Annotated in this window: 11 protein-coding genes; 3 read left to right on the top strand and 8 right to left on the bottom strand. The window is 64.8% G+C overall.

All coding sequences use genetic code 11. The features are described from left to right. Positions 1–38: 38 nt before the first annotated feature. Entirely contained in the window at positions 39–593 is a 555-nt protein-coding gene (locus P0D71_RS14725; RefSeq protein ID WP_091800805.1) for a cob(I)yrinic acid a,c-diamide adenosyltransferase, read from the top strand. Between the two features lie 75 nt (positions 594–668). Here P0D71_RS14725 and P0D71_RS14720 read toward each other — a convergent pair whose 3' ends face one another. From P0D71_RS14720 to P0D71_RS14695, 6 genes are all read right to left on the bottom strand, one after another. Beyond that, positions 669–1,001: a helix-turn-helix domain-containing protein gene (locus P0D71_RS14720; protein WP_408186806.1), complete on the bottom strand. Its 333-nt coding sequence runs from the start codon at positions 999–1,001 to the stop codon at positions 669–671. A gap of 17 nt (positions 1,002–1,018) precedes the next feature. Further along, positions 1,019–1,369 (bottom strand): type II toxin-antitoxin system RelE/ParE family toxin, encoded by a 351-nt coding sequence (locus P0D71_RS14715; protein WP_408480715.1) that lies wholly within the window; start codon positions 1,367–1,369, stop codon positions 1,019–1,021. A 188-nt stretch (positions 1,370–1,557) separates the two neighbouring features. Beyond that, a complete protein-coding gene (gene aroG, locus P0D71_RS14710; RefSeq protein WP_408186804.1) occupies positions 1,558–2,631 on the bottom strand; it encodes a 3-deoxy-7-phosphoheptulonate synthase AroG in 1,074 nt (357 codons plus the stop codon). 378 nt (positions 2,632–3,009) lie between these two features. Beyond that, entirely contained in the window at positions 3,010–4,476 is a 1,467-nt protein-coding gene (gene tldD, locus P0D71_RS14705; RefSeq protein ID WP_091796678.1) for a metalloprotease TldD, read from the bottom strand. 129 nt (positions 4,477–4,605) lie between these two features. After that, positions 4,606–5,457, bottom strand: a complete 852-nt coding sequence (locus tag P0D71_RS14700) for a carbon-nitrogen hydrolase family protein (RefSeq protein WP_408350361.1) — start codon at positions 5,455–5,457, stop codon at positions 4,606–4,608. Between the two features lie 129 nt (positions 5,458–5,586). Continuing rightward, a complete protein-coding gene (locus P0D71_RS14695) occupies positions 5,587–9,783 on the bottom strand; it encodes a YhdP family protein (RefSeq protein WP_408480713.1) in 4,197 nt (1,398 codons plus the stop codon). 185 nt (positions 9,784–9,968) lie between these two features. Here P0D71_RS14695 and glnE point away from each other — a divergent pair, with 185 nt between their 5' ends. Further along, entirely contained in the window at positions 9,969–12,761 is a 2,793-nt protein-coding gene (glnE, locus tag P0D71_RS14690; protein ID WP_408480711.1) for a bifunctional [glutamate--ammonia ligase]-adenylyl-L-tyrosine phosphorylase/[glutamate--ammonia-ligase] adenylyltransferase, read from the top strand. A gap of 58 nt (positions 12,762–12,819) precedes the next feature. On the opposite strand, the gene recN is transcribed toward glnE, so the two are convergent. Further along, the gene (recN, locus tag P0D71_RS14685; protein ID WP_408186801.1) at positions 12,820–14,490 is read right to left on the bottom strand and encodes a DNA repair protein RecN; all 1,671 of its coding nucleotides are present in this window, start codon (positions 14,488–14,490) and stop codon (positions 12,820–12,822) included. A gap of 72 nt (positions 14,491–14,562) precedes the next feature. Further along, positions 14,563–15,465 (bottom strand): NAD kinase, encoded by a 903-nt coding sequence (locus P0D71_RS14680; RefSeq protein ID WP_091796675.1) that lies wholly within the window; start codon positions 15,463–15,465, stop codon positions 14,563–14,565. 333 nt (positions 15,466–15,798) lie between these two features. Here P0D71_RS14680 and hrcA point away from each other — a divergent pair, with 333 nt between their 5' ends. After that, complete coding sequence (gene hrcA, locus P0D71_RS14675; protein ID WP_091796674.1) at positions 15,799–16,818, top strand: heat-inducible transcriptional repressor HrcA; 1,020 nt, start codon at positions 15,799–15,801, stop codon at positions 16,816–16,818. Positions 16,819–16,861 lie beyond the last annotated feature (43 nt).

Here is a 16,861-nt window from a genome sequence, read left to right as displayed (position 1 = left end):
TGGGGCCGCGCGTCGTCACTGAATGCATGGGAGATATGATGGGCAACCGCTTGAGCAAGATCGCTACCCGAACGGGCGACGACGGCACCACGGGTCTCGGCGACGGCACCCGTGTGCGCAAAGACAGCGCACGGATCGCCGCGATCGGCGACGTGGACGAACTCAACTCCAACCTCGGCGTACTGTTGTGTGAAACCTTACCGGACAAGGTTCGTGCGGCGCTGGTCGCGATTCAGCATGACCTGTTCGACCTTGGCGGCGAGCTATGCATTCCCGGCTATACGATGATTACCGACGGGCATCTCGCCCAACTCGACGACTGGCTTGCGGACTACAACGCCGACTTGCCGCCGCTTAAGGAGTTCATTCTGCCCGGCGGCTCGCGCGCGGCTTCGCTCGCACATGTGTGCCGCACGGTATGCCGGCGCGCCGAACGGGCAATTGTTGCGTTGGGGGAATACGAGGCCATCAACGCCGCGCCGCGCCAGTATGTGAACCGGCTGTCGGATCTATTGTTCGTGCTTGCGCGCGTGCTCAACCGTGCGGACGGCGGCACTGACGTGCTGTGGCAACACGAGCGCGGCGCAGGCTAGAGTCGAGCCGTGGCGATACGTGTATGACAGCGCGATGTTGCATGCAACACCATACGCATTGGCGATCCATACACGTTAGCCGACCGCCAGCGTGACCGGCTTGCCGATCCGGCTCATCATTTCCACCAGCGTATCGATAGTGAACTTGGTGGTCTTCTTGTTGACCACGTCGGACACGCGCGGGCGCGACACCATCAGGATCTCGGCCGCCTCGGCCTGTTTCAGATGATGCTGTTCGATCCACGTGGACAGTTCTGTCATGAGTTGCTCCTTGAGCAGCCGCGTGTCGTTGATCTGTTTCTGCGACGCCGCGTGCAGCCGCTTCGCCTCTTCAGCGGAAAAGCCGAGCTCGAGGAACAGATTGGCGCCGGGCCTGCTTACGTGACGAATTTTGGTGTCGATCGTCATTGTTAGTTTTCCTATTGTTAATGGTGATGTGACCAGAGGTGGTGTGACCTGATTGCGCGATACCGCGTTTCGGCAATCTTCCTGTCGCGCGGACCCAGCTTCTGGCTTTTCTTCTGGAAGCAATGCAGCACGTACAGTGCTTCCACGAACTTGGTCACGTACATGACGCGATAAATGCCGTCTGCTTCCCTGATGCGAATCTCGCGCGTTCCGGGGCCGATCGAGTCAAACGGCTTCCAGTCGTCAGGGTCGAGGCCTGCCTGAATTTTGCCGAGTTGAAACCCCGCTCGACGACGCATTTCCTCGGGAAAAGCGAGTAAATCGCTATAGCTGGAGCCTAGCCAGCGAATTTCTTTGTCCTGCTCCATAGCCGCCTTTCATGTACAAAATATTATACACAACCTTCATCCCGGTCAAGTCGCATTCGACCCGGCCATAGGTTGTTAAGGTACAGAGGCGGTTAAGGGAGCACCATTCGTCCGTTCGGCTAACAAAAAACCCGGCTCATCATCGAGCCGGGTTTTTCCGTGCATCCGCTGCTGCAATCAGTGTGGGTTCAGTTGCCGCTGCCACGCGCCACACGACGTTGCTTCACTGCGTCGGCGAGGCCTTCCAGCACGGCGACGCTTTCGTCCCAACCGATGCACGCGTCGGTAATGCTCTGGCCGTACGTCAGCGCGCAGCCTTCCTGCAGATCCTGGCGGCCCGCCACCAGGTGCGATTCCACCATCACGCCGACAATCCGTTCGTCACCCGAAGCAATCTGGCGGCCGATATCCGCGCACACCGGAATCTGGTTCTCGTGTTTCTTCGAGCTGTTCGCGTGGCTCGCGTCGATCATCAGACGCGCGGCGAGACCGGCCTTGCCGATGTCCGCGCACGCGGCGTTCACGCTGTCCGCGTCGTAGTTCGGCGTCTTGCCGCCACGCAGGATGATGTGGCAGTCCTCATTGCCCGCGGTCGAGACGATCGCCGAGTGGCCGCCCTTGGTGACCGACAGGAAATGGTGCGGCTGGGAGGCGGCCTTGATCGCGTCGACGGCGATTTTGACGTTGCCGTCCGTGCCGTTCTTGAAGCCGACCGGGCACGACAAGCCCGATGCCAGTTCGCGGTGCACTTGCGATTCCGTCGTGCGCGCGCCGATCGCACCCCACGAGATCAGGTCGGCGATGTACTGCGGGCTGATCATGTCGAGGTATTCGGTGCCGGCCGGCAGGCCGAGTTCGTTGATGCGCAACAGCAACTCGCGCGCGGTGCGCAGGCCGTCGTTGATCTTGAAGCTGTTGTCCATGTGCGGGTCGTTGATGAGACCCTTCCAGCCCACCGTCGTGCGCGGCTTCTCGAAGTACACGCGCATCACGATTTCAAGTTCCCCGGCAAAGCGCTTGCGCTGCTCGACCAGCCGCCCCGCGTACTCCATCGCGGCCTTCGTATCGTGGATCGAACACGGTCCGATGATGACGATCAGACGATCTTCCATGCCGTGCAGAATGCGATGCATCGCGGTGCGCGAGTTGTAGATCACGTCGGACACCGTTTCGTCGCAGGCGAATTCGCGGATCAGGTGAGCGGGCGGCGTGAGTTCTTTCAACTCGCGGATGCGGACATCGTCGGTATTGTGCGGGGGCATGGTGTTCTCCAATCGGTTCGTAGCGTGTTCGCGCGGGCAGTCAGGATTGCGATGAAGCAGCGATGCCAGAGCGGACAATCGTCAAAAATAAAGTTTCAAAGACATGAGGCGAAAAAAAACCGCCAGGCTGGCTGGCGGTTTTTCGGGAATTCTCGGTGTTCTGCGTGCACTAACACCCCTCTCGATCCGCCAGCGGTCTGAGATGCCAAAAAAAGTAAAAATAAAACTTGGCGGACATGACGAATGAGGTCGCAGGTCAAAAAGGGTGAGTGACTTTATAACCCGGGCAGGCTGCGCTTGCAAGCCGCGGGGCGTAAAAATGCGGGAAATCCGCATACTTCGCGCAATGCATGCACGAAGTATGCGTTTACTGCGAAATCAGGCAGTACCGCCGACTGTCATCTTCTCGATGCGCAGCGTGGGCTGGCCGACGCCCACCGGAACGCTTTGGCCTTCCTTGCCGCACACGCCGACGCCCGAATCGAGCTTCATGTCGTTGCCGATCATGGTCACGTATTTGAGCGACTCCGGGCCGCTGCCGATCAGCGTCGCGCCCTTCACCGGGTACGTGACCTTGCCGTTTTCGATCATGTACGCCTCGGACGCCGAGAACACGAACTTGCCGTTCGTGATGTCGACCTGGCCGCCGCCGAAGTTCACCGCATACAGCCCGTTCTTCACGGAGGCGAGGATTTCCTGCGGGTCCTTGTCGCCGTTGAGCATGTACGTGTTGGTCATGCGCGGCATGGGCAGCGCCGCGTACGACTCACGGCGCGCGTTGCCCGTGACCGGCATCTTCATCAGGCGCGCGTTCAGCGTGTCCTGGATGTAGCCCTTCAGAATGCCGTCTTCGATCAGCGTGGTGCACTGGGTCGGATTGCCTTCGTCGTCGATATTGAGCGAGCCGCGGCGGTTCGGCAGCGTGCCGTCGTCCACCACGGTCACGCCCTTGGCGGCGACCTGTTCGCCGATGCGCCCCGCGAATGCCGACGAACCTTTGCGGTTGAAGTCGCCTTCGAGACCGTGGCCGATCGCTTCGTGCAGCAGCACGCCGGGCCAGCCCGGTCCGAGTACGACAGTCATCGCGCCGGCCGGCGCGGGACGCGCGTCGAGGTTGACCAGCGCCGCATGCACAGCGTCGTCGACGTAGCCCGACAGCACGTCGTCGGTGAAATAGCCGTAGTCGAAGCGGCCGCCGCCGCCGCCGCTGCCGATTTCGCGGCGGCCGTTCTGCTCGGCGATCACCGTGACCGACACGCGCACGAGCGGCCGGATGTCGGCCGCGAAGCCGCCGTCGCTGCGTGCGACCAGCACCACGTCGTATTCACCGGCGAGGCCGGCCATGACCTGCTGGATGCGCGGATCGCGGCCGCGCGCCATCTTTTCGATGCGCTCGAGCAGCTTGACCTTGGCGGTGGCGTCGAGCGAATGCAGCGGATCGGCCGGCAGATACAGATCGCGCCCGGCGATGCCGGTCAGCGACGAGGCCACCTTGATCTTCTGCTTGCCGCCGCCTGCCTTGGCGATCGAGCGAGTGGCGAGCGCCGCCTGGCGGATCGCTTCGGGCGACAGGTCGTCCGAATAGGCGAAAGCCGTGCGGTCGCCCGACACGGCGCGCACGCCGACGCCCTGGTCGATGCTGAAGCTGCCGGACTTCACGATGCCTTCTTCGAGACTCCACGCTTCGCTGCGCGTGTACTGGAAATACAGGTCGGCGTAGTCGATCTTGTGCGTGAAGATTTCGGCGAGCGTGCGGGTGAGCAGGGCTTCGTCGAGACCGTAGGGCGTCAGGAGAATGTCCTTGGCGGTGGCGAGATTACGGATACCGGGTTCGATGATGTTCATGCGAAGTATGTTCTGCTCGATACGAAGGATTCGGTTAGCGCGTCTGTCACTCACCAGATGAGTCCAGGGCGCCGCACTTTCAATGTCACACGAGTGGGTTGATCAATGTGGTCAGAGGAGTCAACTCAGTCAACTGAGTACGCGATGACGCCAGGCGGGCAGACTCTGTCGCACTTCGTCGATACGCGCACGCTCGAGATTGCCGGCGACCACGCCTGCGCCTTCGTCGCGCACCGCGACGATTTCGCCCCACGGGTCGATCAGCATGCTGTGGCCCCAGGTACGGCGGCCATTTTCATGCTTGCCGCCTTGCGCCGCGGCCAGCACATAACACTGGTTTTCGACCGCCCGGGCGCGCAGCAGCATTTCCCAATGCGCGCGGCCGGTCGTGTATGTGAACGCCGACGGCACCACGATCAGCGCGCAGTCGCCCATGCGCCGGTACAGCTCCGGAAAGCGCAAATCGTAGCAGACCGACAGGCCGACACGGCCGAACGGCGCTTCGAAGCTGCGGACTTCGCCGCCGGGGCAGATGGTGCGCGCTTCGTCGAACGATTCCTCGCCCTTTTCGAAGTTGAACAGGTGGATCTTGTCGTAGCGCGCGGCCTCGTTGCCTTGTGGGTCGAACACCAGCGTGGTGTTCAGCACGCGCGACGCTTCTGGCGACATCAACGGCAGCGTGCCGCCGATCACCCAGACCTGGTGGCGGCGCGCGGCGTCGGCGAGAAAGCGCTGGATCGGGCCGTCCTGATAGGGTTCGCGCACGGCGAGCTTGTCCGTGTCCTTGAAGCCCATGAAGCAGAAGTACTCAGGCAGCAGGACGAGTTGCGCGCCGCCGGCGGCGGCCTCGGCGATCAGGCGCCCGGCTTCGGCGAGATTACGATCGCGATCCGGGGTGCTCACCATTTGCAGCGCGGCGACCCGGAAGGCGCTTTCCAGGGAACCGCTGGAGACGGTTGAAGAGACGTGTGTTTCGCTCATGAGCGTTTCGGAAAACTCCCGGCAAGGCGGCGGCGCGAACCGCTTGCGCCGCATACGTCGTTCAAGGCTGGCTGGGACCGATCGTGCCGTACGGCGCCTGTCTGACCGGGCAAAGGGTCGGAGACAGGCTCAGTGCGCTTCCACGGTCGAAGCCGGAGCGTCCATCTTACCGCGATCGCTCTTCACCCGCTCGACGTGCGGTTTCGACCACGAACCGGTGATCGCATACTCGCGGGCGAAGGCGTGCGAGACCGACTGGGTGAACGCCAGATCGGCCACCAGCGCGCCCAGCCCGAGCAGCGGATTGATGACCGTCGCGGCGATCACGGCAGCGCCGGCGCTGACCGTCGGCACGACCTGAACGTGCAGATCCTGGGTCTCCTGGGCGAGATCGACCGAACCCTTCATCTCGACGCGCGCCGGGGCGGTGACCATCTCGAAGTTCTCGGTGCGGCCAATGCCGTTGTGAATCTGCGCCGTGCCGGTGACGTGCTCGAACGGCAGGCCTTCGCCGATCACGTCGCGAAAGTTCAGGGTGGCGAAGCGCGCGAGACTTTGCAGGCTGAGCACGCCCAGCAGCTTGGCGACGCCCGGATCGACCTTGAGGATCTGGCCGTGGCGCAGATCGACGGCCAGATTGCCGTTGAAGGTCGGATAGTCGATCCTGGTCGGGCCGCCTTGCCACATCATCTTGCCCGAGAGCGAGCCGCTGCCCGCCTTGAGCGTGCGCGGCTGGCCGAAGCGTTCCAGCAGCGCGCCGGCGTCCTTGATGTCCAGCTTGAAATCGAACACGGTGCGGCGCGGCGTGGCTTCGTCGGCGCTGCTGCCGAGCTCGGTCGAGGTCCGCCAGTTGGCGGTGGCGGTCAGCGTGGCGGCGGGGTTGGTGATGTCGAGCTTGTCGAGTTGCCAGACCGGCACGCCGTCTTCGTCGAAGTTGTGCGCGTCGACTTCGAGACGGCCAATGTTGTGGTCGCGCACGATCAATTCGTTGACCACGAGGTCGATGGACGGCATGTTCTGCGCGGGCGCCGAGATTGCCTGGCCGAGCAGATCCTTGTCGGTGGCCGACGGAATCACCACGCGGGCAAAGCGCGCCTGCAGCGTGCCGGGCGAGTCTTTGGTCGGGCCAGGCAGCCAGGACACGTGGCCGGACACCTGATTCGAGGCGATGTTCGCCTGCCATGTGCGATCCGCATGCGACGCGCCCACGATCACGCTGTCCCAGTGACGCTTGAGCAGCGTCAGCGTGTCGATGTGCACCGCAAAGCGGCTCGGTAGGAATTGCGCGACGACCGGATTCGGCGCGGGCGGTGTCGCGGTGGCCGTGGCGGGCGCGGGCGCATCTTTACTGCGTAATTGCGTGGCCAGCGCGCGCCACGCGTCCGCGTCGAATGCGTCCAGGTCGACGGCGGCGATCACGCCTTCGGACGGCAGGTCGGCGGGTCTGTTCACGCCCACCGCGCCGCGCACGACCGTGGGCGGCGTTTTCGGCTGATAGCGCAGCAGATAGGCGGCGGCGATCGGGCCGAAGGTGAGATCGGCGCGCTCCAGTCCCGTTTCGCCCGGCGTGGTGGACGGGCCGACGGCGAAGCGCAGCGGCATCGGCGTGCCGACGGGCTTGTTGAACGGCGCGGGGAAGTCGAGCGCAAGGCCGGTCAGATCGGAGTTCGCCGTTACTTCGGGCAAACGCCCCTTGGCGCCGCGCACGTTGAGCGCGTACGGCGCGCTGCCGCTCATGCGCGTCAGCACCTGCGCGGTCGGGCCATGCAGGTTGAGTCCGCGTGCCGCGTCGACGGCGATATGGCCGCCGAGGTCGAGCGCGTACGTGCCGTCCTGCTTCAGACCGCCATTGGCATGCATATCGCCGCCGAGGAATTGCCCGGAGAGCCGGTCCACTTGCGCCGTGTGCTCGGTGAAATGCACCTTGCCCTTCAGTTGCGACAGCGGCGGCACGTTCTCGACGCTCAGGCGGTTGTTCTGGAAACCGACGGCGCCTTCCACGGCGATATGCGGCTTGGGCGTGCGCGGCACCGTCAGTTTGAGCGCGAGCGACGCGGGCCCTTCGGCGCGCACCTTCTCGGTCTCGTGCTTCGCCATGATGCCGAGCGAGCTGGCGTTCACATAGTCGAGCATGTCGGCGAGCGGACCATGGCCATCGCCTTTGATGACGAGGCTCGACGCCTTGGTGCCGAGGTCGTCGATCCGGCCGTTGACGCCGGTGAGCGCGACCTGCTTGTAATGCGCCCGGTCGATGTCGAAGCGCATCACGTTCTGCTTGAGCTCGAACACGCCATCGATGCCGTCGAGCGCCGGCCACACGTTCGGCGTGCCGTTCTTCATCTTGCGCGGCGGGTAGGGCGTCGGATCGAACTTGCCGCCCTTGAACGGCGCCACGATATGGAACTGCCCGGCGCTCGGGTCGCGCGAATAGGGGAACTTGGTCAGATCGCCGTGCACTTCGATCGTCGCGCCGTGCGACATGCCGGCCTGCAAACCGTGGCCCAGATAGATGCGCAGCTTTTCGCTGATGCTGGTGGGCAGATAGCGGGTGATGCGCGTCACCTTCGCGCGCTGGAAGTCGGCTTTCAGATCGAGCGAGCCTCGCCCGTGGCCCGGGTTGCTGTAGTCGGCGCTGGCGGTGGCTGCGACGTCTGCGTTCGAGACGCCGAAATCAGCGAGCTTCACGGTGAATGCAGGACGGTTCTCGCCCGGCGCTTTCGGCGCAATCGTCCAGTCGGCGCGGCCGTGCAGGCGGTCGAGCTTCAGGCGCGGGTCGTCGAACACGCCCGGCAGCGTAATGGCGACGTTGGAGGTGTCGAGCAGGGCGGTGCCGTGGTTTTCGTCGGCATCCACGCTGCCCCACAGATTCTCGATACCGGGGATCCCCGCGCGCGGGTGATTCAGCGGCGTGAGCCCCGGCGGCGGTTCCTGCGCGGCGACGCTGATGCCTTGCAGATCGCCCTTGAAGCGATAACGCTCGATCGGCTCGGCGCCGCTCGGGCGATGATCGCTGCCCGCTTCGCCGGACTCTGGCTTACCGCGCTCGACTTCGATCAGATAGTTGGCCACCAGACCGCGTGGGTTGTAGCGCACCAGATTGTTCAGGAGGCGCCCCGGCAGCGGCAACGCACGGCTGAATTCGGCGAGGACGCCGAGGTCGACGCGATCGCCGCTCACGCTGACGAGTTGTCCATGCTGCTGCGAGGCAGTCCGGAAGCGTCCGTTCAGCGTGTCGAACGCGAGCATGCGCGTGAGCGGCGTGCCGTCGTCGAGCGGCGGCTGGCCGAGTTCGGCGTGCAGCTGGCTCAGTTGCAGCCTGTAGTCGCCCTGTTCGGCCTCGAGGCGCCACGAAAAGTTGGCCACCGGCACTAGCAGCTTCGGTTGGGTCGGACGTACCCGCATGGCGACGTCGGCGCCGGCGAGCTGTCCGCCGGCCGACTTCATGCGACCCTCGGCGAAGTCGATCCAGATCGCGTTGTCGATCCGGCCGGCATACATCTCGAACGGGGAATTGACGTAACGCGCGAGCGTCGGCAGATCGACCGGGCCGGTCGAGACGTACACCTGGCCCGTCCAGTTGATCGGCTTGCCGATTGCCGAGAGCGGCGCGTGTCTGAAATGGGTGCGGAAATCAAGCGGACCGTGCAGGACATGCCCTTCGGCGGGCGCCTGTAGCGCCAGCCGGTGATCGTAGCCGTCGTTGAGAATCGCGATCCGGATATCGCGCAAGGCAAGCTCGGGTGCGTCACGCTGCGCATCGCGCCAGCGCAGCACGCCGCCGCGCACCACGATCGCCTGTTGACGCAACAGCCAGGTGGACAGGACATCGTTGCCGCTGTGGCGCGTCGGCACCGGCACGCCCGCCACCGAGAGCACGCCGTCGCTGCTGCGCGACACCAGCACGTCCGGCTGATCGACGATCAGGCTGGAGAGCGCCGGATGAAACTGCCAGAGCGATTTCCACGAAAGCGTGGCGGTGGCGTGCGGAATCGTCAGCGCGGTTTTGCCTTCGTGATCGCGGATCACGAGGTTGGTGACGTCGAGGCCCGGCTGGAAGCCGCTCCAATATGGCGCGAGCTTGCCGATGGTGAACTGCGCATGGAGCTTTTCTGAAACGATCGCCTCGATGCGCGGGCGGAACGAGTCGGCGCGCGGCAGCACCACATAGCGCAATGCGAGAAACAGACCCGTGGCAACGAAGTACAGGACGAGCGCGATCGCGAGGACCACGTGAAAGGTCCGACGCAGCACGATGTGGTCGCTTCCGCTCACAGGCCGGACCTGCCCGGTTTCGTGAGGGTCGGCGGATTCGTTTCGCTCGGACATGCTGCGGCGGGTGGGCGTATGGTAGTTTTGCGAATTAACGACGAAATGTAACACACGGAATAGCGTGGGCGGACTTCCTGCAAACCCTGTCTGCGCGCCGTCTCGCGACCTGCGCGAGGCTGTCGCGCCGTGTGCTGCTGCGAATTGAACCAAGCTGATCAAGCAACGAGCGAGCCAGACCCTTGATGACAGACGCCACTCTCCTGAGTTCCAGCTATTCACACTACGCGGCGCGCGCCGCGGCGGCCCGCCCGCAACTCGTCGCGCAGGTGGCGGCGCTCGCTTCCTTGCCGCTGACCCGAGACCGTATCGACGCCCGTTTCGACGCATTGTGCGCCGAGGCGGCTGGCGCGACCGGTGCGCCATTGAGTGAAGATGCACTCAAACGGGCGCTGCGCCAGTTGCGCACCGAGGTGTTTTGCGCCGTGATGGAGCGCGATCTCGCCGGCGCGGCGGATGTCGCCGAAGTCACCGGCACGATGACCGATCTGGCCGAGACGACGATCCAGCGCGCTCTCGCCGTCCTGTCCGCCGAACTCGAAGCGCTGTACGGCGAGCCACGCGGACCGCACGGCGAGCGGCTCGCGCTCGGCGTGGTAGGCATGGGCAAGCTCGGTGGCCGCGAACTGAATGTGTCGTCGGATATCGACTTGATCTTCATTTATGAAGAGGACGGCGAGACTGCGGGCGGCCAGCGTTCTCCGATCGCCACCCAGGACTTTTTCACGCGCCTCGGCAAACGCCTGATCGGCGCCCTCGCCGAAGTCACCGCCGACGGCTACGTGTTCCGGGTCGATATGCGGCTGCGGCCGAACGGCGATTCGGGGCCGCTTGTATGCAGCCTCGGCATGCTCGAAGAGTATTTCTACGTGCAGGGCCGCGAGTGGGAGCGCTACGCGTGGATCAAGGGCCGTCTCGTGTCCGAAGGCACGAGCGACGCGGCGCAGCGGTTACAGAAACAGCTCGACGCGATCGTCACGCCGTTTGTCTACCGCCGCTATCTCGATTTCGGCGTGATCAGCGCGATTCGCGCGCTGCATCTGCAGATTCGCCAGGAGGCGCAGCGTCGCGCGTCCATGCGGCCCGACAAGGCCGACGACATCAAGCTCGGGCGCGGCGGCATCCGCGAAATCGAATTCAGCGCGCAGGTATTCCAGTTGATCCGTGGCGGCCAGGACGCGGGCTTTCGCGTGCGGCCGACCCTCGCCGTGCTGCGTCATGCGGCGACGCACGGGCTGATCGATACGTCGGTCTGCGTGAAGCTCTCGCAGGCTTATCGTTTCCTCCGCGAACTTGAACACCGTCTGCAATACCGCAACGACGCGCAAACCCATGCCATGCCGGTCGCGCCAGAGGAACGCGCGGCGCTCGCCCGCGCCATGGGCTGCGACGATTACGCCGCGCTGATGGCGAAGCTCGATGAGCATCGCGAGTTCGTCGAACAGCAGTTCGATCAGATTTTCGCCGACAAGGTGAACGGTCGCGACGGCTGCGGTGCACCCGAAGACGGCGCTGCCGCATGGGTCTGGAGCAGCGCACTCGCCGACGACAGCGCCGACGAAGTCCTGCAGGCGCGCCTGATCGAACTCGGCGTGGCCGAGCCGGGCGAACTGCTCGCGCGGCTGCGCGCGGTATGGCAGTCGTCGCGTTACGCGGGGCTGGCCGAGCGCAGCCGGCAACGCTTCGACATCGTCGCGCAACGCGCGCTCGAAGCCGCGCGCACGCTGGAGCCTGCCGCGCGGCGCGGCGATACGGTGGCGCGCTTCTTCGACCTGCTGGAAGCGGTCAGCCGGCGCGGCGCGTATCTGGCGCTGCTGACCGAATATCCGCAGGCACTGCACCGCGTGCTGTCGGTGCTCGGCGGATCGCGCTGGGCGGCCGGTTATCTGATCCGCCATCCGCAATTGCTCGACGAGTTGCTCGACGACGAAGCGATGGATAGTCCGTTCGACTGGCCCGAATTCAAGCGCACCCTGCGCCTGCGTCTGGCCGCCGCCGACGGCGTGGAACAGCAGATGGATCTGCTGCGCCACGCGCACCAGGCCGAGGTGTTCCGCATTCTGCTGATCGATCTGGCCGGCAAGCTGAGTGTCGAACATGTGAGCGACCGGCTGTCCGAACTCGCCGACGCCGTGCTCGACGTCACGCTCGAAGCGGTCTGGAAGCAGTTGCCGAAGCGCCATCGCGAAGTGCCGCGTTTCGCGGTGATCGCGTACGGCAAGCTGGGCGGCAAGGAGTTGGGTTATGCATCCGACCTGGACGTGATCTTCCTCTACGACGACACCGACGACGCCGCAGCCGACGTCTACTCCACCTACACCCGGCGCCTCATCACCTGGCTCACGACCGCGACCGGCGCGGGTACGCTGTTCGACGTCGACTTGCGGTTGCGGCCGAACGGCGAGTCGGGCCTGCTCGTCACCGATCTGGATGCGTTCCGCCGCTACCAGCTGCGCGAGGGCGACGCGGCCAATACGGCGTGGGTATGGGAACACCAGGCATTGAGCCGCGCCCGTTATTGCGCGGGCGACGCCGAGATCGGCGCGAAATTCGAGGCCATCCGCGAACAGGTGCTGACCACGCCGCGCGAAGCGGCGCCGCTCGCGAAGGAGATCGTCGAGATGCGCGAGCGCGTCGGGGCGGGGCATCCGAACCATACGGCGCTGTTCGATCTGAAGCACGATCGCGGCGGGATGGTGGATATCGAATTCACCGTGCAGTACTGGGTGTTGCTGCACGCGGCGAGCGACCCCGAGCTGATCCGCAACACCGGCAACATTGCGCTGCTGCGGGAAGTGTCGCGCTTCGGCCTGATGAGCGAGGCGGAAGCGGAGACGGTCGGCGCGGCATATCGCACTTACCGCAAATTGCAACACAAGCTGCGGCTGGACGGCATGGAGAAGGCGCGCGTCGAGCCGGCGCTGGTGGCCAACGAGCGTGAAGCCGTGCTCGGGTTGTGGAAGCGCGTGTTCGGGTGAGGGCGCGCGGATTGATCGGCTCGCGGCGACGGGGGGATGCCCCCCGTCTGTCCAGCAACTAGGCTGCCAGCATTTCCTTCGCGTGCTTGCGGGTGGTCGGGGTGATCTCCAGGCCGCCGAGCATCCGTGCCACTTCTTCGATGCGGTTCGCCTTGTCGAGCGAAGTCACGCTGCTGACCGTGCCGCCTTTGCCATTGCCCGCTTTGGCCACCTGGAAATGGTGGTCGCCGCGCGCGGCGACTTGCGGCAAATGCGTGACGCACAGCACCTGGCGCTGCTGGCCGAGCTGATGCAGAAGCCGCCCGACTACTTCGGCGACGCCGCCGCCGATGCCGGTATCCACTTCGTCGAAAATGAGCGTGGGTGTCGGGCTGGCGGCGCTGGCGATTACCGCTAACGCGAGGCTGATACGCGCCAGCTCGCCGCCCGAGGCGACCTTCGCGAGCGGCCGCAGCGGCACGCCTGCATGACCGGCGACCCGGAACTCGACCTGTTCGAGCCCGTGCGCGCCACCTTCGGGCAGCGGCACCAGCGCGACTTCGAAGCTGCCGCCTTTCATCGACAGTTCCTGCATGCCCGTGGTGACCGCCGCGCCCAGCGCCTTGCCGGCCTTGGCACGCGCCTTCGACAGTTTCTTTGCCTCGGTCAGGAAGGCTTCTTTGGCTTTGGCCTCGGCGGCGTGCAGGCTGTCGAGGTCCGCGGCGGCGTCGAGCGCGGCCAATTGCGCGCGACGCGCCTCGTGTTCTTCAGGCAGCGTTTCCGGCTGCAGACGGAATTTTCGCGCGGCCGAATGCAATGCATCCAGACGCTTTTCGACCTGCGCGAGCCGGTCCGGGTCGAGTTCGAGCTTTTGCGCGTAATGGCTCAGCGAATACGCCGCTTCCTGCAACTGGATTTCGGCCGGCTCCAGCGCGGCCAGCACGTCGTTCAAAGCCGGATCGATCTCCGCCAGATCGCGCACCTTCGACACGATCGAGGACAGATGCGTGATCATGGCCTCGTCCGATTCGGACAGCGCGCCGAGCGCGCCTTGCACGCCGTCGATCAGATTGGCCGAATGCGACAGCCGCCGATGCTCGGCATTGACCTCTTCCCACTCGCCCGGCTGCGGCGCGAGCTTGTCCAGTTCGGTGAGTTGCCAGGCGAGGCGCTCGCGTTCCAGTTGCAGTTCACGGTCACGTGTTTGCGCATGCTCGACCGCCTGAACCTTCTCGCGCCATGTGCGCCATGCCCGCGTGACGATGGCCGCCGTGTCGGACAGGCCGGCGTGGGTGTCGAACAGTTCGCGTTGCGCGTCGGGGCGCATCAGCAACTGGTGCGCGTGCTGGCCATGAATATCCACCAGCATTTCGCCGACCTCGCGCAACTGCGCGAGCGTCGCCGCCGTGCCGTTGATGAAGGCGCGCGAGCGGCCGTTGGCATCCACCACGCGCCGCAGCATGACGGTGCTGCCGTGATGGCCGTCGGCGCCGATTGTGCCGAGCGCCTGCTCGTCGAGCCAGTGCTCGACCTGCGCATGCGTTTCGAACTCCGCGGTGATGTCCGCGCGGCTTTCGCCCGTGCGCACGACGTTCGCATCGGCACGGGCGCCGAGCGCGAGCGCCAGCGCGTCGATCAGGATCGACTTGCCGGCGCCGGTTTCGCCGGAGAAAACAGTGAAGCCGCTGTCGAATTCGAGATCGAGCGCGGCGACGATGACGAAGTCGCGTATCGAGAGGTGGCGAAGCATGGAGGTGGTCTGGTGAGCTGGGTAGTCAGGGTTCGGCAGCGGCGGCGTTCGCGTTCCGGGTGTCCTTGCCGCTCAGGGCTTGGGGTCTTCTTCGTGCGACGGGTATTCGTTCCAGTGCAGCTTCTTGCGCAGCGTGGCGAAATAGCTGTAGCCGACCGGATGCAGCATCGGCACCGTATGACGCGAGCGGCGCACTTCGATCGTGTCGCTCAGTTCGAGCGAGGTGAACGACTGCATATCGAAATTGACGTTCACTTCGCGGCCCGAGACGATCTGGATGCTCACCTTGGAATCGTCCGGCAGCACGATCGGACGGTTCGACAGCGCGTGCGGCGCGATCGGCACCAGCACGATGCCCTGCAACTGCGGATGCAAAATCGGCCCTTGCGACGACAGCGCGTAAGCGGTCGAGCCGGTGGGCGTGGCCACGATCAGGCCGTCCGAGCGCTGGTTGTACATGAAGCGGCCGTCCACCGAGACATGCAGTTCCGCCATGCCCGAGAAGCCGCTGCGGTTGACCACTACGTCGTTGAAGGCCAGTGCGTGATAGATCGGGTTGCCGTCGCGCATGATGCGCGCTTCGAGCAGCACCCGTTCTTCGCGCTCGAAATTGCCGGACAGCATTTGCGGCACGATCTCGCGCATGTCGGAGATCGGAATGTCGGTAATGAAGCCGAGCCGCCCATGGTTGATGCCGATCAAGGGCGTGCGATACGGCGCGAGCTGTCGGCCGATACCGAGCATCGTGCCGTCGCCGCCCAGCACCACGGCCACGTCGGCGCGCGCGCCGATCTCGGCGGGACGCAGCGCCGGGTAGTCGGTGACGCCGATCTCGGCAGCGGTGTCGGCTTCGAACACGACCTCGAAGCCGCGCTTCGCGATGCACAAGGCGAGCGCGGTCAACGGCTCGGCGATACCCGGCGTATTGTTGCGCCCGACGAGCGCGACGGTCTTGAACTGGCTGGTCACTTGCATGCCGGCATTACACCATAGGTAGGGCCTGAAAAGAACCGTAGACAGACCCGGTGACGGGCCGGCGCGCGCGGGCCGCCAGCGCCTCTCGCGATTATCGTTAGAATGGTGAAGCCTTGATGACATGCGCGCCGGTTAAAGTGCGGCGGGGTGCCACCAGCCGGGCCGCCCGGAAGGCGGCCCGCAAGGTGCTCCGTAACGCGCCGGACTGAACGCCGGCCAATGATGTGCCGGACCGAAGGCAACGTGCCGCAGCGGCAAGCGGTGGCGCGTTCGTCAGGGATGGGCGCCCCTAGCGCTCGCGGTAGTCGTGCCATTGAGCTAAAATTTTCCGTCATGCTAGATCCTCGCGCACAAACCCTCCTCAAAACGCTGATCGAGCGCTACATCGCCGAAGGTCAGCCGGTCGGCTCGCGCACGTTGTCGCGCTATTCGGGCCTCGAATTGAGCCCCGCCACCATCCGCAACGTAATGTCCGACCTCGAGGACCTGGGGCTCGTGATCAGCCCGCACACTTCCGCGGGCCGCATTCCCACGCCGCGCGGCTACCGCCTGTTCGTGGACACCATGCTGACGGTGGAGTCCGCCGCCGACGAAGAAGCCGTGATGCGTACCGTCAAGACCACGCTGAAGGCAGGCGAGCCGCAGAAAGTCGTCGCTGCTGCGGCGAGCGTGCTGTCCAACCTGTCGCAGTTCGCCGGCGTGGTGCTCACGCCGCGGCGCAGCCACGTGTTCAAGCAGATCGAGTTCATGCGTTTGTCCGACAAACGCATTCTGCTGATCATCGTCACGCCGGAAGGCGATGTGCAGAACCGCATCATGGCGACCCAGCGCGATTTCTCGCCGTCGCAACTGGTCGAAGCCTCCAACTACATCAACGCGCACTTCGCGGGCCTCTCGTTCGACGACGTGCGCCGCCGCCTGCGCGAAGAAATCGACGAACTGCGCGGCGACATGACCACGCTGATGCACGCCGCCGTCACGGCCAGCACCGACGAAGCCGACACGGGCGAGACCGTGCTGATTTCCGGCGAGCGTAACCTGCTCGAAGTGGCCGACCTCTCGTCGGATATGGCGCGCTTGCGCAAGCTGTTCGATGTGTTCGACCAAAAGACCAGTCTCCTTCAATTGCTCGACGTGTCGAGTCACGCGGCGGGCGTGCAGATTTTCATTGGCGGCGAGTCGAATCTCGTGCCGATCGAGGAAATGAGCGTGGTCACCGCGCCTTACGAGGTGAACGGCAAGATTGTCGGCACCCTGGGCGTGATCGGACCGACCCGCATGGCCTACAACCGCGTGATTCCGATTGTGGACATTACCGCGCGCCTGCTTTCCCTCACGCTCAGCCAACAGTAAATAGCTTTCTTTTCGACTCCTCGCCGCGCCGGTTCCTGCCGCA

The sequence above is a fragment of the Paraburkholderia sp. RL17-383-BIF-A genome (assembly GCF_046028015.1).
Taxonomy (GTDB): domain Bacteria; phylum Pseudomonadota; class Gammaproteobacteria; order Burkholderiales; family Burkholderiaceae; genus Paraburkholderia.
This window is presented reverse-complemented; position numbering and strand designations above follow the sequence as displayed.

Excerpts from the sequence above, each read along its gene's own strand:
- recN (WP_408186801.1), bottom strand. The coding sequence starts at position 14,490 with ATGCTTCGCCACCTCTCGATACGCGACTTCGTCATCGTCGCCGCGCTC.
- P0D71_RS14725 (WP_091800805.1), top strand. The coding sequence starts at position 39 with ATGGGCAACCGCTTGAGCAAGATCGCTACCCGAACGGGCGACGACGGC.
- hrcA (WP_091796674.1), top strand. The coding sequence starts at position 15,799 with ATGCTAGATCCTCGCGCACAAACCCTCCTCAAAACGCTGATCGAGCGC.
- glnE (WP_408480711.1), top strand. The coding sequence starts at position 9,969 with ATGACAGACGCCACTCTCCTGAGTTCCAGCTATTCACACTACGCGGCG.
- P0D71_RS14680 (WP_091796675.1), bottom strand. The coding sequence starts at position 15,465 with ATGCAAGTGACCAGCCAGTTCAAGACCGTCGCGCTCGTCGGGCGCAAC.
- aroG (WP_408186804.1), bottom strand. The coding sequence starts at position 2,631 with ATGCCCCCGCACAATACCGACGATGTCCGCATCCGCGAGTTGAAAGAA.
- P0D71_RS14695 (WP_408480713.1), bottom strand. The coding sequence starts at position 9,783 with ATGTCCGAGCGAAACGAATCCGCCGACCCTCACGAAACCGGGCAGGTC.
- P0D71_RS14720 (WP_408186806.1), bottom strand. The coding sequence starts at position 1,001 with ATGACGATCGACACCAAAATTCGTCACGTAAGCAGGCCCGGCGCCAAT.
- tldD (WP_091796678.1), bottom strand. The coding sequence starts at position 4,476 with ATGAACATCATCGAACCCGGTATCCGTAATCTCGCCACCGCCAAGGAC.
- P0D71_RS14715 (WP_408480715.1), bottom strand. The coding sequence starts at position 1,369 with ATGGAGCAGGACAAAGAAATTCGCTGGCTAGGCTCCAGCTATAGCGAT.
- P0D71_RS14700 (WP_408350361.1), bottom strand. The coding sequence starts at position 5,457 with ATGAGCGAAACACACGTCTCTTCAACCGTCTCCAGCGGTTCCCTGGAA.